Annotated in this window: 23 protein-coding genes and 1 tRNA gene; 12 read left to right on the top strand and 12 right to left on the bottom strand. The window is 57.5% G+C overall.

The features are described 5' to 3' along the window. Positions 1-172: 172 nt before the first annotated feature. From nusB to AC0AII_RS02385, 7 genes are all read right to left on the bottom strand, one after another. Positions 173-877, bottom strand: a complete 705-nt coding sequence (gene nusB, locus AC0AII_RS02415) for a transcription antitermination factor NusB (protein ID WP_045935558.1) — start codon at positions 875-877, stop codon at positions 173-175. Positions 878-899: 22 nt separating this feature from the next. Next, a complete protein-coding gene (gene efp / locus AC0AII_RS02410) occupies positions 900-1,463 on the bottom strand; it encodes an elongation factor P (RefSeq protein ID WP_045935559.1) in 564 nt (187 codons plus the stop codon). Between the two features lie 236 nt (positions 1,464-1,699). Further along, on the bottom strand, positions 1,700-2,899 hold the full coding sequence (tuf, locus tag AC0AII_RS02405) for an elongation factor Tu (RefSeq protein ID WP_024626601.1): 1,200 nt from the start codon (positions 2,897-2,899) through the stop codon (positions 1,700-1,702). Positions 2,900-3,094: 195 nt separating this feature from the next. Further along, positions 3,095-5,221: an elongation factor G gene (gene fusA, locus AC0AII_RS02400; protein WP_101432624.1), complete on the bottom strand. Its 2,127-nt coding sequence runs from the start codon at positions 5,219-5,221 to the stop codon at positions 3,095-3,097. Positions 5,222-5,247: 26 nt separating this feature from the next. Then, on the bottom strand, positions 5,248-5,718 hold the full coding sequence (rpsG, locus tag AC0AII_RS02395; protein WP_015022140.1) for a 30S ribosomal protein S7: 471 nt from the start codon (positions 5,716-5,718) through the stop codon (positions 5,248-5,250). 3 nt (positions 5,719-5,721) lie between these two features. Further along, positions 5,722-6,093 carry a 30S ribosomal protein S12 gene (gene rpsL / locus AC0AII_RS02390; RefSeq protein WP_015022141.1) on the bottom strand — a complete coding sequence of 124 codons (372 nt, stop codon included), beginning with the start codon at positions 6,091-6,093 and terminating at the stop codon, positions 5,722-5,724. Positions 6,094-6,648: 555 nt separating this feature from the next. Further along, positions 6,649-7,017, bottom strand: a complete 369-nt coding sequence (locus AC0AII_RS02385) for a DUF488 domain-containing protein (protein WP_490445954.1) — start codon at positions 7,015-7,017, stop codon at positions 6,649-6,651. A gap of 112 nt (positions 7,018-7,129) precedes the next feature. Here AC0AII_RS02385 and AC0AII_RS02380 point away from each other — a divergent pair, with 112 nt between their 5' ends. The 10 genes from AC0AII_RS02380 to AC0AII_RS02335 all read left to right on the top strand — a co-directional run bounded on the left by AC0AII_RS02380 (position 7,130) and on the right by AC0AII_RS02335 (position 18,552). Beyond that, positions 7,130-8,128, top strand: a complete 999-nt coding sequence (locus AC0AII_RS02380) for a YwiC-like family protein (protein ID WP_490445953.1) — start codon at positions 7,130-7,132, stop codon at positions 8,126-8,128. Further along, positions 8,125-8,703, top strand: coding sequence for a DNA-deoxyinosine glycosylase (locus tag AC0AII_RS02375; RefSeq protein WP_490445952.1), 579 nt, complete (start codon positions 8,125-8,127; stop codon positions 8,701-8,703). Before AC0AII_RS02380 ends, AC0AII_RS02375 begins: the two co-directional genes overlap by 4 nt. Before the next feature lie 540 nt (positions 8,704-9,243). Beyond that, a tRNA-His gene (locus AC0AII_RS02370) sits at positions 9,244-9,316 on the top strand. Between the two features lie 333 nt (positions 9,317-9,649). Further along, positions 9,650-11,068 carry a hypothetical protein gene (locus tag AC0AII_RS02365; RefSeq protein ID WP_490445951.1) on the top strand — a complete coding sequence of 473 codons (1,419 nt, stop codon included), beginning with the start codon at positions 9,650-9,652 and terminating at the stop codon, positions 11,066-11,068. A 635-nt stretch (positions 11,069-11,703) separates the two neighbouring features. Then, on the top strand, positions 11,704-12,609 hold the full coding sequence (locus AC0AII_RS02360) for a hypothetical protein (protein ID WP_490445950.1): 906 nt from the start codon (positions 11,704-11,706) through the stop codon (positions 12,607-12,609). 557 nt (positions 12,610-13,166) lie between these two features. Continuing rightward, positions 13,167-14,357 carry an NAD(P) transhydrogenase subunit alpha gene (locus AC0AII_RS02355; protein WP_490445949.1) on the top strand — a complete coding sequence of 397 codons (1,191 nt, stop codon included), beginning with the start codon at positions 13,167-13,169 and terminating at the stop codon, positions 14,355-14,357. Then, positions 14,354-14,722 (top strand): NAD(P) transhydrogenase subunit alpha part 2, encoded by a 369-nt coding sequence (locus AC0AII_RS02350; RefSeq protein WP_490445948.1) that lies wholly within the window; start codon positions 14,354-14,356, stop codon positions 14,720-14,722. The genes AC0AII_RS02355 and AC0AII_RS02350 overlap by 4 nt, the downstream gene beginning before the upstream one ends. Beyond that, positions 14,719-16,128, top strand: coding sequence for an NAD(P)(+) transhydrogenase (Re/Si-specific) subunit beta (locus tag AC0AII_RS02345; protein ID WP_490445947.1), 1,410 nt, complete (start codon positions 14,719-14,721; stop codon positions 16,126-16,128). The genes AC0AII_RS02350 and AC0AII_RS02345 overlap by 4 nt, the downstream gene beginning before the upstream one ends. Positions 16,129-16,209: 81 nt before the next feature. Next, complete coding sequence (locus AC0AII_RS02340) at positions 16,210-17,235, top strand: threonine aldolase family protein (protein ID WP_490446092.1); 1,026 nt, start codon at positions 16,210-16,212, stop codon at positions 17,233-17,235. Between the two features lie 267 nt (positions 17,236-17,502). Next, positions 17,503-18,552 carry an NAD(P)-dependent alcohol dehydrogenase gene (locus AC0AII_RS02335; protein WP_490445946.1) on the top strand — a complete coding sequence of 350 codons (1,050 nt, stop codon included), beginning with the start codon at positions 17,503-17,505 and terminating at the stop codon, positions 18,550-18,552. Between the two features lie 190 nt (positions 18,553-18,742). On the opposite strand, the gene AC0AII_RS02330 is transcribed toward AC0AII_RS02335, so the two are convergent. Further along, positions 18,743-19,648: a sensor histidine kinase gene (locus AC0AII_RS02330; protein WP_490445945.1), complete on the bottom strand. Its 906-nt coding sequence runs from the start codon at positions 19,646-19,648 to the stop codon at positions 18,743-18,745. Between the two features lie 49 nt (positions 19,649-19,697). After that, positions 19,698-20,390, bottom strand: a complete 693-nt coding sequence (locus AC0AII_RS02325; protein WP_015022157.1) for a response regulator transcription factor — start codon at positions 20,388-20,390, stop codon at positions 19,698-19,700. Positions 20,391-20,547: 157 nt separating this feature from the next. Here AC0AII_RS02325 and AC0AII_RS02320 point away from each other — a divergent pair, with 157 nt between their 5' ends. Then, the gene (locus tag AC0AII_RS02320) at positions 20,548-21,480 is read left to right on the top strand and encodes an ABC transporter ATP-binding protein (protein ID WP_490445944.1); all 933 of its coding nucleotides are present in this window, start codon (positions 20,548-20,550) and stop codon (positions 21,478-21,480) included. Further along, positions 21,477-22,253: an ABC transporter permease gene (locus tag AC0AII_RS02315; RefSeq protein ID WP_490445943.1), complete on the top strand. Its 777-nt coding sequence runs from the start codon at positions 21,477-21,479 to the stop codon at positions 22,251-22,253. The genes AC0AII_RS02320 and AC0AII_RS02315 overlap by 4 nt, the downstream gene beginning before the upstream one ends. 12 nt (positions 22,254-22,265) lie before the next feature. Here AC0AII_RS02315 and AC0AII_RS02310 read toward each other — a convergent pair whose 3' ends face one another. The 3 genes from AC0AII_RS02310 to AC0AII_RS02300 form a co-directional block, all read right to left on the bottom strand. Further along, complete coding sequence (locus AC0AII_RS02310) at positions 22,266-23,423, bottom strand: glycosyltransferase (protein WP_490445942.1); 1,158 nt, start codon at positions 23,421-23,423, stop codon at positions 22,266-22,268. Between the two features lie 77 nt (positions 23,424-23,500). After that, a complete protein-coding gene (locus tag AC0AII_RS02305) occupies positions 23,501-24,364 on the bottom strand; it encodes a MetQ/NlpA family ABC transporter substrate-binding protein (RefSeq protein WP_490445941.1) in 864 nt (287 codons plus the stop codon). 33 nt (positions 24,365-24,397) lie between these two features. Further along, complete coding sequence (locus AC0AII_RS02300; protein WP_490445940.1) at positions 24,398-25,279, bottom strand: MetQ/NlpA family ABC transporter substrate-binding protein; 882 nt, start codon at positions 25,277-25,279, stop codon at positions 24,398-24,400. Positions 25,280-25,293: the final 14 nt, after the last annotated feature.

The raw sequence follows: 25,293 nt of genomic DNA, 5'->3' as shown, positions 1-25,293 counted from the left end.
ATTCGCACCCATATTAATGACCCCCATGGATTATGCCGGCAGACCCAGCCAAAAAATGGTTGGTCAAATCTTCCTGGATAGACTGCAGGTCAACCAGTCCGAATAGGGCAAAAGGCCGACCTGATGCCCTGATAGTTAGCGGGCATCGGTCGGCCTTTATCCGAATCATTGCTCAGTTGCCTGAAGGACGATCCACATCGGAGGTCAGTTCCTCCGGCAAGGTCAGTTTCAGCTGGTCCAAGCTGGGGGCCGACTGATCAACAGTATGGTCAGGAACCTGACCGGATTCCCCTCCTTCGGATCCACTCGCTGCCGATTCCGACTCGCTGTCAGCATGGGCGTCCTCGGAGGAAACGGGCTCGGAGGTTACGACCTCTGCTTTTGCTTTATCGGATTCATCATCCGAAACATCTGCATCGGCCTCGGCATCAGCCAGGGCAGCAATTCGATCGGCTTGCTCACGACGAGCCTGATGCTCATCCTTCTCCTGCTCCAGGGCGCTGAGAACGCCGTGAATGAAGGAGGGAGCATCGGCATCCGAAAGTGTCTTGGCCAAGGACAGGGCCTCATCGATGGCCACCTTGTCAGGAACCTCAGGGTTGTAGAGCATCTCCCAGGCGGCGATACGCAGAATGTTGCGGTCAATGGCATGCATCCGGCTCAGCGGCCATCGGGTGGAATGGGTTTGCAAAGCCTCATCGATATCTCGACGATGCTCTGCCACACCCTCGACGATGGTCACCGCATAAGCAGGCAGAGGTGTCTGAGCCCCAGGCCGAACCTTACGCTCTTCCAACAGGGAAAGGAAATCCTGGCTCTTCTCATCGGCCTCATACAGGGTATTCAAGGCCCGCTTGCGGGCTGTGGAACGTGCCATGGATGTGTGGTTTCTGCCTGACTCAGTTCTCGCGGCCCAGGTAGGAGCCGTCGCGGGTGTCCACCTTGACCTTCTCGCCCTCGCCTACGAAGAGGGGCACCTGAATCTCGGCACCGGTCTCCACAGTTGCAGGCTTGGTGCCGGCGTTGGAACGGTTGCCCTGCACGCCGGGCTCGGTTGCCGTCACGGTCAGCACCACGGACGCAGGCAGCTCCACGGACAGGGGGTTGCCGTCATGGAAGCTGATGATGCAGTCGGTGCCCTCAAGCAGGAAGCGCTCCTGATCGCCGACCAGGGCCTCGGGGATGTTGACCTGCTCATAGGTGTTCATGTCCATGAAGACGAAGGAGTCCCCGTCGCGGTAGGAGTACTGCATGGTCCGGTTGTCCACGGTCTCGAAATCCATCTTCATGCCCGCATTGAAGGTGCGGTCCACAATCTTACCTGTGAGGACGTCCTTGATGGTCGTGCGTACAAAGGCCGGTCCCTTGCCCGGCTTGACGTGCTGGAACTTGATGACGGTCCAAAGCTTGCCATCCAGGTTGATGACCGATCCGTTCTTGATGTCGTTGGAAGTCTGTGCCACCTTGATACCACCTCATTCTGATGAACGTTCCTTCGGAGGGCTCCTGGCCATCTGCCGAAAGCACCGGGCCACACAGGATCCGGCCCGCTCGCGATAAATCCTCGCCTATTATGCCACGGCGCATGAACACCGCGGCTGGTCCGGCGGCGAAGTCTGCCGGATATGGGCAGGGCCCGGAATCACAGGAAGGATTCCGGGCCCCGTCATTGGATCGTGTCGATAAGCGACAGGCAATCCTACTCGATGATCTTGGTGACTCGACCTGAGCCGACCGTGTGGCCGCCTTCACGGACAGCGAAGGTCAGGCCCTCCTCCATGGCGACGGGCTGAATCAGCTCGACGGAGAAGGTGGCGTGATCGCCGGGCTGAACCATCTCCACGCCCTCGGGCAGGGTGATGACGCCGGTGACGTCGGTGGTCCGGAAGTAGAACTGCGGACGGTAGTTGGAGAAGAACGGCGAGTGGCGTCCACCCTCGTCCTTGGTCAGCACGTAGACCTCGCCCTCGAACTTGTGGTGAGGGGTCACGGTGCCGGGAGCAGCCACAACCTGACCGCGCTCGACGTCCTCACGGCCGATGCCGCGCAGCAGCAGACCAGTGTTGTCGCCGGCCTCAGCCTCGTCCATCTGCTTGTGGAAGGTCTCGATGGAGGTGACGGTGGTGGACTGGGTGTCACGCAGGCCGACGATCTCCACGTTGGTGTTCACGGGCAGCTTGCCGCGCTCGACACGGCCGGTCACCACGGTGCCACGGCCGGAGATGGTGAAGACATCCTCGATGGGCATCAGGAAGGGCTTGTCCAGGTCGTGGACCGGAGTGGGGATGTAGTCGTCGACGGCATCCATGAGGTCCTTGATAGTCTGAACCCACTTGTCGTGGTCAGGGGCATCGTCATGCAGGGCGCCGTAGGCGGAGGTGCGGATGACGGGGCAGTCGCGGTCGAAGCCGTTCTCATCCAGCAGATCGCGGACTTCCTCCTCGACCAGCTCGATCAGCTCTTCGTCGTCGACCATATCGCACTTGTTCAGGGCGACCAGGATCTTCGGCACGCCGACCTGGCGGGCCAGCAGCACGTGCTCGCGAGTCTGAGCCATGGGGCCGTCAGTGGCGGCGACCACCAGGATGGCGCCATCCATCTGAGCAGCGCCGGTGATCATGTTCTTGACGAAGTCGGCGTGTCCGGGGCAGTCCACGTGGGCGTAATGGCGCTTGGCGGTCTGGTACTCGATGTGCGCGATGTTGATGGTGATGCCGCGCTCCTTCTCCTCAGGAGCAGCGTCGATCTGAGCGAAATCGTACTCGGGGTTGACGTCCGGGTACTCCTCATGCAGCACCTTGGAGATGGCCGCGGTCAGGGTGGTCTTGCCGTGATCGACGTGGCCGATGGTGCCAATGTTAACGTGCGGCTTGTTCCGCTCGTACTTTTCCTTTGCCATTGTGTTTTGTCCTCCTGGACGTCTCGTAGGTTGCCTGCACGAACCACGCACAGAGCACTCGCTACATATTACTGGGTTATCGGGTTCTTTGCCACTTTTGCCCTCCGCCCAGTCAGCGCTACAAGAGTGTAACGCCGACTTGTGACAGAAGAGCCTTGTTGCGGCGGCCCGCCGTGGCGGCAGGCCGGACCGGCATTACTCGCCCCGCTGGGCCTTGATGATCTCGTCGCTGACGGCCTTGGGGACTTCAGCGTAGGAGTCCATCTGCATGGTGAACATGGCGCGCCCCTGGGTCTTGGACCTAAGGTCGCCGATGTAGCCGAACATCTCCGACAGGGGCACCTTGGCGTCAATGACCTTGACGCCGGTGGCGTCGGTCATGGACTGGATGGAGCCACGGCGGGAGTTGATGTCGCCCATGACGTCGCCCATGTACTCCTCGGGAGTACGGACCTCGACAGCCATGATAGGTTCGAGGATCACGGGCTTGGCCTTGGGAGCGGCCTCCTTGAAGCACATGGAGCCGGCGATCTTGAAGGCCATCTCCGAAGAGTCGACCTCGTGGATCTGGCCATCGGTCAGGGTCGCCTTGACGCCCACAACCGGGAAGCCTGCCAGCACGCCGGACTCCATAGCCTCCTGCACGCCAGCATCGACCGAGGGGATGAACTCCTTGGTGATGTGGCCGCCGGTGACCTTGTTCTCGAAGATATAGGGCTCGCCCTCGGAAGTGTCCAGGGGCTCGAAGTTCATGAGCACCTTGGCGAACTGGCCGGAACCGCCGGTCTGCTTCTTGTGGGTGTACTCCTGGTTCATGACGGGCTTGCGGATGGTCTCGCGGTAAGCCACCTGAGGCTTGCCCACGTTGCATTCCACGTGGAACTCGCGGCGCATGCGGTCCACCAGGATGTCCAGCTGGAGCTCGCCCATGCCGGAGATCAGGGTCTGGCCGGACTCCTCGTCGGTCTTGACCTGGAAGGTGGGATCCTCCTCGGAGAGCTTCTGCAGGGCGATGCCCATCTTCTCCTGGTCGGCCTTGGTCTTGGGCTCCACGGCCACCTCGATCACAGGATCGGGGAAGGTCATGGATTCCAGCACCAGCGGCGCCTTCTCGTCGCACAGGGTGTCACCGGTGGTGACGTTCTTGAGCCCGACGAAGGCGTAGATGTTGCCGGCGATGGCCTCGTCGACCGGATTCTCCTTGTTGGAGTGCATCTGGAAGAGCTTGCCGACGCGCTCCTTCTTGTCCTTGGTGGAGTCCAGAACGGTTTCGCCCTGGGCCACCTTGCCGGAGTAGACACGCACGTAGATCAGCTTGCCGTAGAAGGGGTGGGTGGCCACCTTGAAGGCCAGAGCCGAGAAGGGCTCGTCCACGGTGGGCTTGCGGTCGATCTCGACGGACTCGTCGCCGATCTTGTAGCCCTTGATGGCCGGCACGTCCTCGGGGCTGGGCAGGTAGTCCACGACCGCGTCCAGCATGGGCTGCACGCCCTTGTCCTTGAAGGCGGATCCACAGAAGACCGGGAAGGCCGACTGCTCGATGGTCATCTTGCGCACAGCGGTGCGGATCTCCTGCTGGGAGATCTCCTCGCCGCCCAGGTACTTCTCGAGCAGATCCTCGTCCGACTCCGCCACGGCCTCGAGCAGCTCGGTGTGGTACTGCTCGGCCTTGTCCTTGAGATCGTCGGGAATATCGATGGTTTCGTACTTGGCGCCCAGGTCGGCCTCGTCCTTCCAGTAGTAGGCCACCATGCGCACCAGGTCGACCACGCCGTGGAAGTCGCTCTCAGCGCCGATAGGCAGCTGCATGACCAGCGGCTTGACGCCCAGCTTGTCCTTGATGGTGTCCACCGAGTAGTAGAAGTCGGCGCCCAGCTTGTCCATCTTGTTGATGAAGCAGATGCGGGGCACGCCATACTTGTCGGCCTGACGCCAGACGGTCTCGGACTGGGGCTCCACGCCCTCCTTGCCGTCGAACACCGCTACTGCGCCATCGAGCACGCGCAGGGAGCGCTCCACCTCGGCGGTGAAGTCCACGTGGCCGGGGGTGTCGATGATGTTGATCTGGTAGCGGTCCTCAGGATCGTGGGACTGGCGGTTCCAGAAGGCCGTGATGGCGGCGGAGGTGATCGTGATGCCACGTTCCTTCTCCTGGTCCATCCAGTCCATGGTGGAGGCGCCATCGTGGGTCTCGCCAATCTTGTAGTTGACGCCGGTGTAGTAGAGGATGCGCTCGGTCGTCGTTGTCTTGCCGGCATCGATGTGGGCCATGATGCCGATGTTGCGGACCTTGGTCAGGTCCGTGAGCACGTCTTGTGCCATAATTCCTTGTTCTCGCTCTCTTGGGATTACCAGCGATAGTGGGCGAACGCCTTGTTGGCCTCGGCCATCTTGTGGGTGTCCTCACGGCGCTTGACCGCGGCACCCAGGCCGTTGGAGGCATCAAGGATCTCGTTGGCCAGCCGCTCCGACATGGTCTTCTCACGACGGGCGCGGCTGTAATCGGTCAGCCACCGCAACGAGAGCGTATTGGCGCGGTTCGGCTTGACCTCGACGGGGACCTGGTAGGTGGCGCCGCCGACACGACGGCTGCGGACCTCCAGGCTGGGACGAATGTTGTCCAGGGCGCGCTTGAGCACGGCCACAGGCTCCTGGTCGGTCTTCTCCTTGACCTGCTCCAGAGCAGTGTAGACGATGTTCTCAGCGATGGACTTCTTGCCGTCCAGCAGGATCTTGTTGATCAGCTGGGCCACCACGGTGGAACCGTAGATGGGATCGGGCAGGAGCTGGTGCTTTTTAGCTGGTCCTTTGCGTGACATGTGTTACTTGGCCTTCTTTGCTCCGTACAGGGAACGGCCCTGCTTGCGATCCTTGACTCCCTGGGTATCCAGCGCACCGCGCACGATGTGGTAGCGCACGCCGGGCAGATCCTTGACACGTCCGCCGCGCACCAGCACGATGGAGTGCTCCTGCAGGTTGTGGCCCTCGCCGGGGATGTAGGCGGATACCTCGATGCCGGAGCTCAGACGGACACGGGCGACCTTCCGCAGAGCCGAATTCGGCTTCTTGGGGGTGGTGGTGTAGACACGGGTGCACACGCCGCGACGCAGCGGGCTGCCCTTGAGTGCCAGAGTCTTCGACTTGCGAGGCTTGGCCTTGCGCCCTTTGCGGACGAGCTGTTCAATTGTTGGCAACTGACTCTCTCCGATTCCTTCGATGAACTTGTCTTCGTTTGCACTGCGAGACCGCCGCACCGCAGCCGCAGTCGCTCCCAGGAGGAGAGATCAGCCACTGTCCACCGGCCCGATGGCCCCTGATCCTCCTGCCGGGCATTGCTGCCTGCATTCTTCGGATTCGGGGATATCCCGACAAGCTCACCTGTGACATAAGGCATGCTGTCGGCACACACGATGAAAAGTATATCACCGAGGCAGACATCGTTGCGCCTAGCGCGAGGCTATACGCTCTAGGCTTTGCTCGCTGTGACGCCGCACCGGAACCGTTAGTGGGAAAGCCTCTGCAACAGACCTTTCACTGACTTTTGCGTGCGCCTATATTCCTTCATAAATCCCAATAAACAATCAATAAACGAGTGCCTACCCATAACAGCTTCCCGATATATAGGTATCGGAAAATACAGAGCATACCTACTATCAGTGAATAGAGATGCCGGAAACATAAATGCCCACGTACAGTGACGTAAATGTCATTGCCCGGTTGCGCCCTGGAATTTATGGGCGGCCAGTCGTCTACTTGTCTTGCTTCTCGAGAGCCTTGCCTATGTAGTCGCGCAGGATCAGGGCATGGTTGACAGCTGGATCCTTGGCTGCATAGACCAGCGTCGTCCGATCGTGTTCGCGCACAATGCTCAGCAGATCCTCCAAGGCGGGGTTATCATCTAACTCAGTGCGGTAGCGGCGGGCGAATTCCTCGAAACGGTCCGGATCATGATGCCACCAACGCCGCAGATCCGAACTGGGTGCGACATCCTTGATCCAGCCGGACAGGGCGGCCCGCTCCTTGCTGACGCCGCGCGGCCAGAGCCTGTCGACCAGGACGCGGATCCCATCCTCGTCAGCGGCCTGCTCGTATACGCGCTTGATATCCACCTGACCCATCATCTGCCTCCTGAAACCAGGGACCCGAGTGATTCATGTCTCCTTGAACCATGATATTGACGGAATCGGCATTACGGAAGAGGCAGCGACTGCCATACCGGGGCGTAGGCTGATGAGTATGCTTACAGACGCAGACAAGGGCAAGGCGGCCGGATCAAACGGCAGCAGACCAAGCCCTCAAGCCCGCAATTCGGCAAAACCGACCGGACCAGGATCCAAGGGACGACAGTGGCGGCGCCTATGGATACCCGACCAGATAGGCGGCTGGGCCATGGCCTTGATGCCGGGCTTGGCTGGGCTGCTGGTCGGAGGCCCGACCTGGAGGAGCCTGCTGCTCATGGTCGCCTGGGCTTTCTGCTACTGCTTTGAGTTCACCGGCTCACGGTGGATGGTATCGCACCGAGCTGCCAGATTTGCGCCACCAGCTTTGGGATACGCTCTGCTCACGGCCGTGACCGGGCTGATCCTATTGATCGGCACCCCCGGGCTCCTGCGATGGGCCCCGCTCTACCTGGTGCTGGGCGTGCTGAACTTCGCTGCCGCCTGGATGCGCACGGAACGCTCCTGGTGGAACGATGCCGTGGCCGTGATTGCGGCCTGCACGCTCTGTCTGATCGCCGTCTCCCTGGGGTCGCGATTCCAGAAGCCCGGACCAGGACTGGAAGGCGCGAACACCGGTTACTTCGGGTGCCGACCGAATCCCGCTGTGGACTGCTTCACCAGCGGATTCCTGCCAAGCGCCGCCCTGCCATCGATCGGAGTGGTCAGTGCAGCTGTCTTCGCTGTGACCCAGTTCGGTTCGGTCATCTTCGTCAAGACCATGATCCGCGAGCGTGGCAAGACCTGGTGCTACCTGCTTTCCCTGGCCTGGAACCTGGCCCTCTGCCTGATCGGGATCGCCATGGTGCGCAACGCAGGATGGTGGCCTCTGTTGACCGCCCTGGTTCTGCTGGTTCGCGCGGCCCTGCTGCCCGCAATCTCCCGTCGGCGCCGCATCCCCATTCTGTACGTGGGACTGGTCGAATGCGCCACCAGCCTGCTGGTCTTCATCCTGGTGATCGCTCAGGCTGACGTGATGACTGCGGCTCTGACAAGCCTGCTCGGCGCATGACTGCAGGTTCGTCCTCACACGTCACCCACGTCACCCACGGGTTCGGGCCTGTTTGGGATGACCGGTCCCGTGTACTGATCCTTGGATCCATACCCAGCCCGAGTTCGCGCGAGGCTGGCTTCTACTACATGTTTCCGCGCAACCGCTTCTGGCCCGTGCTGGCCGCACTCTTCGACCAGCCTGTTCCAGAGCCTGATCCAGCTGTCCGCGCCAGATTTGTCATCAATCACCACATCGCCCTCTGGGATGTCATCCAAGAATGCGACATCCACGGTGCCTCCGATGCTTCAATCACCAATGTCGTGCCTACCGACATCGCCGGCCTGCTGGACCATGCGCCCATCGGCACCATATTCACCACAGGACGCAAGGCCGGTCAGCTGTACCGTCGCTACTGCCTGCCGAACCTGGAGAAAAAGAGGTATCGACCGACCATGATCAATCTGCCATCCACCAGCCCTGCCAATGCCGCCATGAATCTGGCTGATCTAATCAAGGCCTACCACCCAATAAGAAAAGTGCTGGACGACGAAGAGCCCAATAGGCAAGACACTCGCATCGACTTTGGCAAGTAGACAAATACCGACAGTCAAAGCCGGAAATGTTGGGAACCTTCCCAAAGATGAATTCCCCTTCCCCGGTCCAGAACGCAATCGGCCGGTAACCGCGATTCTGAATGGGCGCACAACTGCTATGGCCTGCCTGATGCAGAGTGCATCCACGATCATGAACACTGCCCTACTCCGACCGACGCACGGTTCTGGTGAACTCAGATGACCAGCCAGTTGCAGTCCTCAGATATGTATCGGTGACGGCAACCCGACTGGGTTTGGGCACGCGGCAACATGTTCTGCATGAAGGAGAAGGCTATACTCATAAGTCCTTCTGCACGTCAAAGAGCGCGCGACAAGCGTTGAATGATCCAGACTTCAAGTCGACAACCAGAGCCCAGTTGTGCCGGAGACTTTATATAGAGGCCATGGTCGTAAACTGAAAACCCAAAGACGAAGCACAACCTTTGCCACATGGGTCAGGCTTCACCGGCGTGCCATGTCATGCCATCGTGTATAGTTTCATCTGTTGCATTGATCTGCCATGCGGGTCGATTCACCATGGTGGCTATAGCTCAGTCGGTAGAGCACCTGATTGTGGTTCAGGAGGTCGCGCGTTCGAGCCGCGTTAGCCACCCGTTTTGTTAGTAGGCTTCCATGTTTTCCTACAAATGATTAAATCGAATTCCTTGAACCATAAAGGTCCCTATACCTGACAAAAGCTCCATTGCGCATAAACAGTGCACGATTCTCTATCACATAAATGCCATTAACAATAACCACATCGTCTCTCCAACTTGAATTTGACAAATCATCGGAGCAACTCTATACTCTTTATTAAAGATCTTGGATAAGATCTGGTTATAAGCCTGGATAGGTTTAGGTAGTTTGTGTTTTTCTTGCGCAATGACGCTTAACCTACTCCTTCCTTATATTGATGTTTCATATTGCTATAAGTAAGGAATTAGTTATGGATAATCTGAAGAACGATGTTGCGATAATTAAATTCATCCAATACGACGAGCAATACAGTGGATGTATTACCCGTGTCGTCGGGTACGCAAAGATTCGAAGTTTAATAAATCTTATCGACGTGCTAGATCTTGATGCGAATCCCCGTTCATCAAAGGTCGGCACAGTGACCAACGACATTCAAGATTCAATCGAGAATACTCCAGACATCTTTCCTTTCAAAACCAAAGGTTTACTCGTGGCATCCTCCGAATATGAGCAGCTTGAACGCCATCGTTATCGTCTGCACTTCAAGGACCGACAGACTGAGGGTATTTTGGACGGCGGTCACAATGCTCTGGCTATAGGTTTGTATGTACTGCGCCTAGCAATGGATGCAGCAAATCACCCCTTCCCTCGATCCATAAAAACTTGGAGCGACTTCAAGTCTGCTTGGTACAAGTTCCATGATCTGATTGACCAGTACCTCCAAGACACCCGCAAAGATGAAGACGATACGGAATCCGTAACGCGATTGGACGTTTTAGTCCCGATAGAGCTATTGCTTCCTAGAGACCAGAACGATAGCAATTGCCTCGATGAATTCAATTCAAACCTCTTGGACATTTGTAATGCACGCAACAACAATGTTCAGTTGACAGTAAGCACCAAGGCCAACAAGCATGGTTATTTTGATGCCTTCAAAAAACTACTGTCCGAACAGGATCCTGACGTTGAGAAGCGCATTGAGTGGAAAACCAATGATGGAGGTGACATCAAAGCCGCAGATGTCATAGCTTTGGCATGGATACCACTATCATTGTTGCCTTCGATACCAAACAAGTCCGGAAAACCCTTTGAGGCACCAAATCCGGTGCAACTTTATTCGAGCAAGGCTGTCTGTCTGAACAAATTCGAGCAGTTCATGAGTCTGGATAGCGTTTCATCACAAGGTAAGGGATATCAGCGCGAGCTTAGCAATCCAAGCGTCTACAGTGCATTTCAGATCGCTGTGCAACTTCCTCGTCTGTATGACCACATTTATGCGACATTCCCTAGGCTTTACAACAAAAACGGCGGAAGCTACGGGAAAATCAACGCTGTAAAATCACTCAATCGGCGCCACAACAGCCATTTAGCTCCATATGGTCATGAACAAGTAGAATATCTGAGTCCGGATGGGTTCATCACACCCTTGGTATATGGATTACGCGCACTGATGACGGTTGAACAACCTCAAAAGCAAAACGAATACCCACGCGTGGTATGGAGTCAAGATCCTTTACCTTGGCTCGATCAGCACCTGGCAAGCATCATCAAGCGATACGTAACCATATTCACACCGTGGGGCTATGACCCACAAAAAATCGGAAAATCGATTGGAAGCTACCAGAACGCCCTCGATGATTACAAATTAGCTCTCGCAGGAATAGAGTAGTAAGCACGAGTTTCATTAAAGCCACCCATCGCATGCTGTTAAAAGCCGCAGAAACAAAGCGGGGGTGGCTTCATCTTTGCGAAAGTTAGATGCTGGCATTCTTTACATCTGAATTCGTGATTCCAGCTTCTGAGAAACCAATTACATATACTAAACTGGTCGCCCTCACATACTTATCCGTCAATGAGCACTATCAATGAGCATCGGAAATCCGAAGTTTACCTTGTTTATTCAACGTTTCAGCGACGAGTAGAGAAGGCATCTCATCCATAATTCTCACATGACAAAGACGGCTAAACCACGAAGTTTGCAGGGCGAACGGATAGCGAAAGATTAAGGACAGACGCTTATAAGATTAGAATAGGAAATTCTTCATGCCTGATGAAACTACATATTTTACTAAATTTTACGGTTTACTCTCCAGCGCTAAATAAACCCTCTTTCCAACGCTAGAGTATCGTTGCTACATCCTTTAAAAGTCAATAGCGGAACGATATCTGCTTGGTGCCGGTCAATGCCACTTTTACGAGAAAATGGCACATACACTGGCCTCAACAGAGGTTGCTTCCCGGAAATGGGTAGGCCGCCAGATGACCTGCCACAATTTACGGGGAAGAACAAGCCTGGAGGGTCAGATGAGCAACAATCGAAACGAACGAGCGAATAAGTACCAAGGCAGGCATGAGGAATCGCGGGTGCCCGACAGCCAGCAGAAGAGGCATGAAAGCAATTCCATACAGAGCAATAACACCCGGGAAAGTTCCCAACAACCAACAATGAACACCAAGAACCATATGCCAAAGCCGGTGGACAATCCCAAGGCCAGCAAAGATAACCATGTAGAAAATTCACCCAAGCCGAAGCCTACACCTGAACAAACAGGCGAGAAGGAAGGCAGGGATTCATCCAACAAGGACACTGATCATAGCAGGCCTGAAACGGAAAATAAGCAGGAACAGACCATAGCTACCGACCGCGAGCAAGCCTCTCACACAGACAGAGAGCATGACTCCTTCCACGATGACAAGCCAAGCCAACCCAGTAAGCCTGTCGGCAAACCATCTCAACCAAGTGTTGCCAGCTTACCCAAACCACGGAAGGCGAAGAACCATGACTCCTTCTATCTAGGCCTGGCCTCAGCAGTCCTAGTCGCAGCTCTGGGCCTCAGCCTGAGCACCATGCCGATCTTCTTCTCCCTGCCTCTTGCCGCAGTCTTGTTCGGAATCGGCATCTGGCTCCTCTCCTATGCCAGCTTCAAGTCTCCCGGCAAGCCGGAGGGAGAGGGAACGGAGACGGACAGGCATACCAGGACCGTGGTTGTGGCGACGGTCCTTCTGGTGCTGCAGACCTTCATCATGGATGTCTTCATCTTCACCCGAATGGGAACAGTCGGCAAACACCAGAACGCCATCGTGATCGCCTGGATCATCGCCAGCATGATCGAGACCCTGGCTGCCTTCGCCCTTATCTACCATCACAATCCCCTGCAGTCCAAGCCCAAGGATTCCGCGGCAAACGATAAGCATGAGGGAAAGGAATAAGGCGCCACAGCGCACATAAATCAGAGACGACACACAAGTCCAGAAAGGCAGACTGACTGTCAATGTGAGACCGTCACAGCAGACGAACAAATCAGCTCGCCAAGTCGTTCTGTCGCCAAGGTCTCGTGCCCACTGAGATTTTGCGTCTCAGGGTGCCACGTATCATTCTTGAAGACGCGCGGCACCCTTGCATGATCAACCCACATACCGTAGCTGGTCATAGCTGGAAACTGTCGGATGGACAGAGGCTACGATGCCATGTGCTACGCCGACCGGCTCCCAAAAAATTCGGCAACAAAACCGTGAGCCCACTCCTCGGACAATACAACTCTTCAGACATTGCATAGGTTACGCGGGTGCAACTATGCAGGCACAGCTTCATGTCCCTTCTATTTCTCGTCCACATTCGGAAAATACCTTGAGCTCGGTCCCTTCTCGACTGATACTTATAAAGCGCAAGCACATACAGGCTGCAATAACCTCCCAACAGCAACATGCACCGACTAGAATCATTGGTGAAATTGCTCACACACAGTTGTGCTTGAAAAAGGAAAGACATGAGTGGACCAGAACAATCTCCTGTAACCTTCGGGGTCCTCAAAGAGACTGACGATGACGAGTCCCGTGTGGCCCTAACCCCTGACATCGTGACTCGGCTGACTAGGCAAGGCATTGCTTGCCTATTGGAGTCCGGAGCCGGAGCCCGAGCCGGCTTCCGGGATGAGGACTACCAGCAGACGGGAGCCACAGTCACCGACAGGGATAGCATCCTATCCAAGTCACAAGTCCTGGGTTTCGTCAACAGACCGGATAGCTCCTTGCTCAAGCGAATTCCAGCCGGAACATGGATCATCGGCATGCTGGGGTCATTGAGCGACAAGGACTACATCAAGTCCCTAGAAGCGTCCGGGCTTACCGGAATCGCCATGGAACGACTTCCCCGCCAACTCAGCTCGGCCCAGTCCATGGATGAGATGACCTCGCAGAACTCGGTCATGGGATACAAGGCAGCACTGGTGGCTGCCGATGCCTATGGATCCTTCTTCCCTATGATGACCACTGCAGCAGGAACCATCCGACCAGCCAAAGTCCTGGTCCTGGGCGCGGGGATCGCAGGTCTGCAGGCCATCGGGACCGCAAAACGCCTGGGAGCCGTGGTCACTGCCTACGATGTCAGACCCGCTTCCAGGCAGGAGGTGGAATCCTTGGGAGCCAAGTTCCTCGACCTGGGGCTTGACTTCTCCAAGGGACAGGGCCAGGGCGGCTATGCGCGCCAGCTGACCGATCAGGAGCAGGCTCAGCAGCAGGCTGCGGTGGATGCCAAAGCGGCGGGCTTCGATGTGGTCATCACCACGGCCAAGGTTCCAGGCGGAAAACCTCCCCGCCTCTTGAGCGCCAAGGGTGTGGCTAATCTCCATCCCGGAGCCGTGATCGTAGACTGCGCTGCCAGCGACCTGGGCGGCAATGTCGAGGGATCACTGGTGGGAACCAGGACCACCGACAAGGGGGTCATCATGATCGGGGCCCCATTCCTGGCCAGCGGCGTAGCCACGACAGCCTCCAACCTGCTGTCCAGAAATGTGGCGGACGTGCTGGTGCATTTCCTTCGTGATGGCACGCTCGGCATCAGAGCGGACGACGAAATCGATCAAGCATTGGTTGTATCAGGAGCAGCCGAATCCGGCACGCATGGAAGCACAGAAGCTCCAGATGCCGAAGAGACCGAAGAGAAAGGTCAAGAGCAATGAATTCTGTGGTCATAGCCATTACGCTCTTCATTCTGGCCCTGCTGATCGGCGTGGAGGTGATCGGCAAGGTTCCGGCCACGCTGCACACACCGCTCATGTCAGGCGCCAACTCCATTCATGGCATTGTGATCGTCGGGGTGGTTATCATCGCGGCGGAGGCTCATTCCCCGCTTTCCTACGTGCTTATTTTCCTGGCTGCCGTCCTTGGCGCCATGAATGTGGTGGGCGGCTACGTGGTGACCGACAGGATGCTGGAGATGTTCAAATCCTCCAAACCCGACAAGGGAAAGGAAAAGGCCGGTCAGGACGAACAGGCTTCGACCGCCACGACCGAGACCGCTAAGGATCAGGGGGCCGACAAGTGAACACCCTCGACATCATTACCTGGTTCGTCTATCTCCTTTCCTCGGTCATGTTCGTCATGGGTCTGCACTACATGAACTCACCCAAGACGGCACGTACAGGCAATAGGATTTCTGCGGCAGGCATGGTCATCGCCGTGGCTATGGCCTTCATCCACCTGTTCGCCACCGGTTTCACCTCCTCCCTGGCCATCGTGTTGCTCGTGCTTGGCATCCTGATCGGGTCCGCAGCAGGAGTCTACTCAGCCAAGAAGGTCAAAATGACGGACATGCCTCAGCTGGTTTCCGTCTTCAACACGGTAGGCGGCGGCGCTGCAGCCCTGGTCGCCCTGAACGACATACTGACTTCCGAGGGCACCCCGACTCTGGTGGTGCTGATCACCGCCGGCCTGGGCGTGGTCATCGGTTCCATCACCTTCACCGGCTCCCTGATAGCTGCCGGCAAGCTCCAGGGCATCAGCCTGATCAAAAATCTGAAGCTGCCGGCCAAGGCTGTCTGGAATGTGCTCTTCGCCCTGTTGACGGTCCTCAGCCTGGTCATGCTCTGCCTGAATCCGGACCACCGGACCCTATGGGCCCTCCTTACAGCCATATTCGCCCTGGGCTACGGACTGGTCTTCGTCATCCCCATCGGCGGCGCCGACATGCCCGTGGTCATCTCCGTCCTGAACGCTTGCACCGGCACAGCTGTGGCCATGAACGGTCTGGCCATCGACAACGTCGCTCTGATCGTGGCAGGCGCTTTGGTCGGCGCAGCAGGTGCCACCCTATCCGTCCTGATGGCCCAGGCCATGAACCGGCCGCTCCTGAGCGTGCTGGCCGGAGGGTTCGGCGGCTCCTCGACTAGCGCATCTCAGGACGCGAGCGCCCAAGGGACCATGAAGGAGACCACGCCCGACGATGTAGCCGTCCAGCTGGTCTATGCGGACAAGGTCATCTTCGTCCCCGGCTTCGGACTGGCACAAGCCCAGGCCCAGCGCGAACTGGCCGACCTGGGCGAGCTGCTCAAGGGCCGAGGCGTGGAGGTCTCCTATGCCATCCATCCTGTGGCCGGCCGTATGCCCGGACATATGAACGTCCTCTTGGCCGAGGCCAACGTCCCCTATGAGGAATTGATCGACCTCGACGACATCAATCCCCAGTTCCCCTCAGCCAACGTCGCCTTGGTAGTGGGCGCCAATGACGTGACGAACCCGGCCGCACGCCGACCAGGGACCGCAGTCTCCGGCATGCCCATCCTGGACGTCGACAAGGCCCAGCACGTTGTCGTCCTCAAGAGAGGCAGGGGCAAGGGGTACGCCGGCATCGAAAATGAGCTCTACTTCAACCCGAACACCCAGATGCTCTTCAACGACGCCAAGGTCAGCCTCCAGGCGATCATTGCATCCGTCAAGGAGCTCATAGCCTGAGCATATGCTGTAATAAGAGTCATGGCTCCGGATCGGCTTGGCTGGTCCGGAGCCAATAATCGTCGAACCGGAAGGACCCACATGCTGTCATTCGTCAACGACTATTCCGAGGGCGCTCACCCCGCAGTCCTGCAGCGGCTGATCGACACCAACATGGAGCACCTTCCCGGCTATGGCAAGGATCGGTACTGTTCCTCCGCCGCTCAGAAGATCTCCCAAGCCTGTAACTGCCCCCAGGCCCAGGTCTTTTTCATGGCCGGAGGGACCCAGACCAACCAGGTCGTCGCCTCCTGTCTGTTGGAGTCCTACCAGGGAGTAGTCGCTGCAGATACGGGCCATGTCAATGTCCACGAGGCCGGTGCCATCGAAGCCGTAGGCCATAAGGTCCTGACCATTCCCGGCGAACAGGGCAAGATTCGCGCCGAGGACCTTAAGGCCTTCCTGGAAGGCTTCTACGCCGACGAAAACCATGAGCAGATGGTCTTCCCCGGCATGGTCTACATCTCCCATCCCACCGAGTATGGAACCCTCTATACCCGCGAGGAGCTGGAAGACCTTTCGCAGACCTGTCGGGAACACAAGATTCCGCTCTACCTGGACGGGGCCAGGCTTGGGTACGGACTGGTGGCCCCCGGAACCGATGTCGACCTGACGGACATAGCCCGTCTTTGCGACGTCTTCTACATCGGAGGGACCAAGGTCGGAGCACTCTGTGGGGAAGCGGTGGTCTTCCCCAGGGGAAACGCTCCCGAGCATTTCAGCACCATGGTCAAAAGGAGAGGTGCCCTTTTGGCCAAGGGAAGACTCTTGGGTGTGCAGTTCGACGCTCTTTTCACCGATGACCTCTATTCACGAATCAGCCGCAACGCCATCCAGACAGCAGCGATGATCAAGAAGGCCCTGCATGAGAAGGGGTATCAGATTGTCATGGACTCCCCCACCAATCAGACCTTCGTCCGCTTGGACAATGAGCGCATGGAAGAGCTATCCAAGCAGGTCGCCTTCGACTTCTGGGAACGCAGCGATGCCACCCACACCGTGATCCGACTGGCCACCTCATGGGCGACGACTGTTGAGGACACCCAAGCTCTGATCAATTTGCTGTAAAGGCCCTCCGAGCTCAACCAAGACAAACCACGGTCATCCTGCTACCCCTCCCCTGCTGGTCTTCCTTAGGGAGGGGTATTCGCATGTGTACGTGAACTTTTCATCCGCCCTGCAAACACGACCAATCCCACATTGTTGGACATATCACACTCGTTCGGGTGAGTGCAAAGCTCTCGTTCAGTAAGATTTTTATTGCAACAATGCTGATGCACACACCCCCGCCCTGAGCATCGGGGGTCGAAATGTTTCAACGATGAAAGGAAGCTTATGAAAGCCGTTGTTTTCGAACAATTCAATACCTTCCCCACCCTCAAGGAAGTGCCGGAGCCGACCCCTGGTAGCGGCGAAGTTCTGCTCAAGGTGGCCGGAGCAGGTTGCTGCCATTCCGACGTCTCCGTCTTCCAAGATTACACACCAGAAACCGGGAGCCACACCAAACCGCCATTCATTCTGGGGCATGAGACCACCGGCTGGGTGGAAGAGGTAGGACCCGATGTCACGGGCTTCAAGAAGGGCGATGCCTACATCGTCTACGGGCCCACCGGATGCGGCCACTGCCCTCACTGCGTGGCCGGCCAGGAAAACTACTGCTCCAGCGCCGCGACCAATAAGTCACTGGCCCTGGGACTGGGACGCGATGGCGGCATGGCCGAATACATGACTGTCCCTGCCCGCAACCTGGTGCCCCTGGGCGATGCGGATCCAATCGGCGCAGCACCCCTGGCTGATGCGGCTCTGACTCCTTACCATGCCATCCGGGCTGCCATGCCCCACCTGAACGGTGGTGGAAAGTATGCTCTGGTCATTGGCCTGGGCGGGCTGGGCCAGATCGCCATTCAGATTCTGCACGCGCTGACCGGCGCTACCGTGATCGCCACTGACACCAAGCCGGAGGCTCTGGCCAAGGCTGAGGCCAAGGGTGCCATTCCCGTTATGAGCGACGAGCACCAGGTGGAGAACATCAGGAAGATCACCCATGGCGAGGGCGTGGATGCTGCCTTCGATTTCGTGGGTGTGGCCCCGACCATTGCTGCCGCACAGGCTTCGGGCGGCCCGGGATCCCGGGTGACCGTGGTCGGCATCGCCGGCGGCAAAGCGGAATACGACTGGTACTCCAAGCCCTGGGAACAGGAGCTGCTGGGCGTGTACTGGGGCTCTATTCCTGAGCTCTACGATGTGGCCAACATGTATCGCCACGGCCAGATCGAGACCGAGATCGAAACCTACTCGCTGGACAATGCCCTGGAGGCCTATCACAAGCTGGTCGACAACAAGCTCTCGGCAAGGGCTGTTGTAGTTCCCCACACCAAGGCTTGATTTTCCCTTGAATGTAGACGGAGAAGCCGCCCATCTGTCGGTCGGAATTAAGCACCATCAGATTTAAGTACTGTCAGATTCATGTGCTGACACCATTCTCCGCCTACATGCGCTGATGGCCTGTCATAGTCTTGCTATAAGGCCATGACAGGCCACTGTCATCTCACTAAGCGGCTCAGACCCGCATTATTTACAGTTCGCTCGTTTGCGTGGCATCGCTTAGCAGCAAGTGGACGAGGAAAATACCGTTAGCGGATTCTAGGCTCATGGAACCGCCCAGAGAATCCACCAGGGAGTCAACAATGCTGAGACCCAGACCTGTGCTTCTGATCTTGGTCCGTGATTGGTCATCGGTCTGGAACCGTTCCATGAGTCTGTCTACATCGACGGCTCCGCCCTTGGTTTTATTGCCGAAATCCAGATGTATTCGCCCATCTTTGCCCTTGATCAGTTCGACCCAGGCTGATTCGTCAGCATACTTGAGCCAGTTGCCGATCAGGTTCTGAATTATTCGACTCATCATGGTCTGGTCCGTCGTAATTTCCACACCAGTTTGGATTCTGGGCTCCACCGCAACCGACCGCGCAGTCAAAGAATCGAAAGCGTTGAAGAGCTCCTGCTGAACCAGTTCCGATAGGTTCACCCTAGTCAGATCCAGGCTCACGCTCTTCTCCTGTATCAGATTGAAATCCATCAGGTAATGCAGATAGTGATCCACCGATTGCAGGTTGTTGAGGATCTTACCCAATTGCTCCTGATCAGCCGATCCCTCCTTGAGCAGCTGGGCGTATCCCCTGGCCACGGTCAGCGGGGTCTTGATGTCATGGGTTAGGTTGGTCAGCATCTGCCGGACTTGCTTGTTCTGCTCAGCCTGGGTGATCTGCAGCCGCCTGGTCTTGTTCAGAACGGCATTGATCCTATCCGCCAGAGTGCGGATGAGCCCGATATTGGACCCAGTGGTTACCAAGGCGTTAGTGTCGGCATGGTTGATGAAGTCCAGATCGTCACTGATCCGTTTGAGGTCGACAATCAGCATTATCAGGCCAATCGCCAGGGCGAGGGCGACAAGACCCAAAACAAGTGCGGCCACCTTCACGAATTCACCTCCGACGACCCTTATTCATCGTTCTTTCTTCCATCCGAATTCAGACCAGGCGAACGCCGATGCCCCAGACCGACACGATGTAGCGCTGACTGCCGGCGTATCTGTTCAGACTGGTCCGCAAGGTGCTCAGGTGCACATTGAGAGTATTCTCGGCATTGATGTATGGCTGGTTCCAAACCTGCCTGTAGAGGTCCTCCTTCTCGAAGACCCGATGTGGATGGTCCATCAGAAGCTCAAGGATGGCGAATTCCTTGCGTGCCAGTTCGACCCTGTGCCCATCAACGCTGACCGTGTGCTCCATCCGGTCCAGCTCGATCCCCTGAAAACAAATCTTGGCGTCGGATTCACCTGCTGCATCCGCATCGGCTTTCAGTGCCCCGGATTGGCGCAGCTGGACCTGGACACGAGCGCGGAGCTCGTCAATGTCGAAAGGCTTGGTCACATAATCATTGGCGCCCTGCTCCAGGAGGCTGACGGTTCTGGTCTTATCCTGAATGGCCGTGAGGATGATGACCGGCACCGACGACATATGCCGAATGGCCTTGAGGACGCTGTCCCCGGTGACTACAGGGAGCATCAGATCCAGAAGGATCAGGTCGGGTTCCTCCTGCTGAAAGCGGGCCAAGGCCTGGGCGCCCGTCGTCGCCTGGATAATCCTGTAGGTCTCGCCCAGCACATCCTTGAGCAGGGACTGGATGTCCTCCTGATCCTCCACGACCAGAATCGTCGGCATACTGTCTTCCTTTCGCAGGTCACTCTCATGTTACTGAAGCCACCTAACGAGGCCGGTCTCGCCCAAGCGGATTTATGCAATTCTTAATGATTTCTTAGCCATGCAATTAAGAAAGGCACTTTAGATTCTCTGATAGCGACATAGAGAAAGGAACCCCATGGACGATACCATTCTGGATATTAGCCATGCCAGCAAACGGTTCGGACGCTTTCAGGCACTGGACGATGTCAGCCTTTCCATAAACAAGGGCGAGGTCTACGGGCTGATCGGTGAGAACGGCGCCGGCAAAACCACTCTTATGCGTCTGATCACCGGGCTCTCCCCCATCCAGGAGGGAACCATAAGGCTGATGGGGCACACAATTGGCAAGGACAGCCGGATACTAAGCAGAATAGGCTCGATCATTGAGGCTCCGGCCGCCTTTAAAAAACTCACCGTCAGCCAGAACATGGAACTGACAGCCATCCAGCACGGGCTGACCGACGACAACGCCATCGCTCAGACCATCGACTTCGTCGGCCTGAGCGAAAAGGCCAAGACTCGTGCCGGTCACCTCTCTCTGGGCCAGCGTCAGCGCCTGGGGTTGGCCATGGCCATCCTCACACGACCCGATTTCCTGATTCTGGACGAACCCATCAACGGCCTGGACCCGGGAGGAATCATGGAATTCAGAACACTCCTGGACAGGCTCAACAAGGAGCGCCGGACGACCATCCTCATCTCCAGTCACATTCTGAGCGAACTCTACCTGGTCTCCTCCCGGTTCGGGTTCATCAGCCACGGTCGCCTGATCAAGGAAGTAAACAAGGATGAACTAGACCGGATCAATCAAAATGGACTGTTGATAGACGTGGACCAGAGCTCCAGGGCCGCCATGATCCTGGATCGCCGGGAAATCGGCCCCTTCCAAGTCCTTGACGACCATCAGATTCTGATCAGGCAGGAGAACCTGGAGCCGGGCCCCATCAACAGACTTCTGGTTCAGGAAGGCATCCTGGTCAATCAAATCAGCCAGCAGAAAGGATCGTTGGAGGAATATTTCACAGATCTGCTCAACAAGGATTCTCAAGAGTCGAGGAAACAACAATGATTAACCAGATCAGGGCCGACTTTTACAGGCAGCGGAGATCCATCGGCATGCTGATTCTGCTCATTGCCACTATGGCACTCGGCATAGTGACCACATGGCGCAAGAGCACTATGGGAATCACCACCGGAGGCGAAGAATACGCTCATAAACTGTCGGAAATCGAAGGGCAAAGCTGGACCATTAGGACAGGCCTGCAAGCAGGTGTCGCCTCCGCCTCGTCTCTAATCTACTTCTACATCGCGGTCTTCGTCATCGTCATTGGCGCGGAATACAGCCAGCACACTCTGAAGAACACGCTGACATCGGGCATCTCGCGCATACAGTTCATCCTCGGCAAGTATGTGACCATCCTGATCGACATCATCCTCCTAACCCTGTGCTACTTCGTCGCTATTCTGCTGACCGGACTGGCCCTAGGAAGGAAGCCTGGGGCCGGCTGGGGCATCCTATGCAAGGATGTGGCCGTCATGACCCTATTGGTCAGCTTCTGCATCTCCGTCATCATCAGCCTGGGCATTATTCTCTTGATCCTTACCAAATCCCTGGTCATCCCAGCGGTGGTGATCGTGATATGGCCCATGCTGATCGGCCTCGTCGAGTTGACTGCGAAATGGCAATGGCTGAAATACATCGACTTCGTCGGGTTCGGCGAACAGATCATCCTTAACACTCTGAAGGCCGATCAGGCCTGGATCTACGCCGGAGTATCCGCAGGCGTGGTCCTGGTGGCCATCTTCGGATCGGCTCTGATCATATCCAAGCAGGAGATCTAAGCCAGGTCAAGCCTATACCCGGCCCGGCTCTTGACCGCTGACGGCCTGCACGGCCATATGGGCAAAGGCCCTGACAGAGGCATCCAGGGAGTAGTGTTCCTTGGTATGTTCGGCGTAGCGTCTGGACCAGACTGCAAAGACATCAGGATGGTCTATCCACCAGTCAATTTGCGCAGCTAGTGCCTGAGCCTTGCCGACTGGGAAGAGCGAGTGCTGCGTCAGGGCGAAGTGTCCTGCGGCACTCAGGCTGGATCGGGCGATGATCGGGACTGCGCCGCAGGCCATCCCCTCCAGGACGCTGACGGATTCCAGATCCGCGATGGATGGGTGGACCAGCAGGTCGGCCTGCCTGAGCAGATCAGGCATGGTCGCGTTCTGATGGAATCCAATCGAAACCTGCATGCCGGCCAGCTGCCGGGCGGCTTCCGCTCTCAGCCGGCACTCCATGGGACCTGTACCTGCTATGGTCAAGCGGATCCTATATTTGTTCCTGCACAAGGCCAGGGCACGGATCAGGGTCAGATGATCCTTTTCCCGAGCCAGCCTGCCAGAGGCCACGACCTGGATCAACCGACCGGATCGCTGCCGCTCGTATCGGTCACCAGGGTTGAACCTAGGCTGGTACCCGTTGGATATGACGTGCAGACGGGCCTTGTACCCATGCGAGCGCAGCAGGTCGGCCGTCAGCTGAGTGGGAACGTGGATGTGCCCGACATGGTCGTAGAGCCAGAACCGAAAGAGCCGGTAGATGGCCGCATCCACCCCGGGCAGCCAGCGCAATGGGCCTGCGGAATAAGTGATGTTCTCAGGCTGAATGTGAAACCCTGCGGTCACCGGTATGCCCATAGAACTGGCCTGTGCCAGGGCGGCACGGCCGAAGGCGAATGGTTCGTAGATATGGACCAGATCCACACCGGCAAAGGCCCTTCGGAAGAGTTCCGGATCGGCACGGGCGAAGCTCATCTGCTGCCTGGCCGCCACACGGGAAACCAGAGGAATTCGATGCACCCGTGCCGGATACTCGGTCGATCCCACCCCCACCAGACGGACCCGGTGCCCAAGAGCCTCCAGACCCTGAGCGTATTGGATGGCGGAGTTGGAGGTCCCGTTGCCCCTGTTGCCAAAGGAGTCCAGGACCAAGGCCAGCGTCAGGCGAGCAGGATCCCTCATCAGCGTTCCCTCCGCTGTTCATCATCAGCAGACTTGGGCCGAACCAAGACAGAGCAACGACCCGATTGCACCCACTATTAGTAGGAGAAGGCCGGGACGGCCGCCCCACGATAGTAGCGGTTGATGGCATCCGCCACATATCGGCTGTGGTAGGCGGAGACCAGGGTCTTGTATGAGGGGTCGTTCTTGTCGGCCTGCCTGGCCACGATGATGTTGACATAGGGGTGATTGGCTGGCGATTTGAGATCGCCAGGCACCTGGTAGATGGCATCCTGGATCTTCATGCCGGCATCCAGGATGAAATTGGTGTTGGTAATGCCGGCCGCATAGTCGGGCAGGACCTTGACGATTCCCGGCGGATCGACCTGGTCCAGGACCAGCCCGCGCGGGTTGTCGACGATGTCTTCAGGAACCGGCGTGGTGGCCTTGGGGTCTCGCAGACCGATCAGCCCGGCGCTGGCAAGCACCTTCAGGGACCGGCCCAAGTCAATGGGATCACTAGGAATGGCCAGCCGCTCGCCTCGCCCTATCTGGTCGACGCTCCGGTACTTCTTGGAGTACAGGTTGAGGGGTGAAATGTAGGTGTCGCCGATGGCGGCGAACCGGTATCCGTGCTGCTTGGTCTCCTGCTCCAGAAAGGCGTAGTGCTGGAAGGCGTTCAGGTCGATCTCCCCGTTGGCCAGCGACTGATTGGCATAACGCCCGTATTGGAAGGACCGGAGCTTGATTCTTATGCCTGCCCGGCGCTGGTCCAGTTCGTGCTGCACGGCCTTCCAGATCTCCTCATCGGCGTCGCCGACCAGGCCGATGCTGATCTCCCGCTGGCCGCGCTCGGGCTGGTTGACCTTGACATAGGCCACGCCCATCAGGACGGCGACCACCAGGATGACGACCGAAACTGCCGCCAGCTCTCGCTTGGCTCTGGTTCTTCTGGTGCTCATATCCGTCCTCCTTCATTGTTGGAACCTATCGCATCAGGAAACCTTGAAGGCCGGCAGACAGGCGCCCTTGTAGACACGGACGATAGTGTCGGCCACAGGCTTGGAATGATAGGCGCGTACTACTGCGGCGTAGGTGGGATTGTTCCGCTGATCCCTGGTGGTGACGATGATGTTGATGTATGGCTTGTTGGCCGGGTTCTGCAGGTCGTAGGGAACCTCGTGGATGGCATCGTGCACGCTTCGTCCACCATCGACCACGAAGTTGGCATTGGTGACCCCGCCTGCATAGTCAGGCAGCAGGTTGAGGATGCCGGCCGGATCCACCTGCTCTATGCGCAGATGCTTGGGATTGTCCACCACATCCTCGGGCAGCGGGTTGGTGGCCTTGGGGTCGCGCAGACCGATCAGCTTGGCATCGGCCAGGACCTTCAGGGCCCGGCCCATGTTGGTGGCGTTGTTGGGAATGGCCACCCGGTCGCCGTCCTGGAACTGCGAGGGCTTGGCATAGCGCTGCGAATAGAGGTTCATGGGCGAGATGTAGGTATTGCCAAGCACGGCCAGCTGGTAGTGGTTGGTTTTCACATCGTCCTCCAGGTAGGCGTAATGCTGGGCGGCGTTGAAGTCCACCTCGCGGTTGGATGTGGCCTGGTTGACGTAGATGGCGTCCTGGAAGGGCTTGAGCTCGATCCTGATATGCTCGCCACGCCGATCCAGCTCTGCCTGGACGGCCTTCCAGATCTGGTCGTCCGAGCTGCCGATGACACCGACCTTGACGACCTTGACATCGGCACCCACCCGGTTCAGGCGGACATCGGTGCCGACCACCAACGCCAGCAGGAGGACGATGACCAGGCTGAGCGCCGCCAGTTGGACCTTGGCTCTGTTCTTTTTGCCGACGTGACTACGACCGACCACGATAATCTGACCTT

It is taken from the genome of Bifidobacterium sp. VU/mBH4 (B4), from assembly GCF_058199535.1.
Note: the sequence above shows the minus strand (reverse complement) of the source record. Positions and strands in the feature narration are given on the sequence as shown.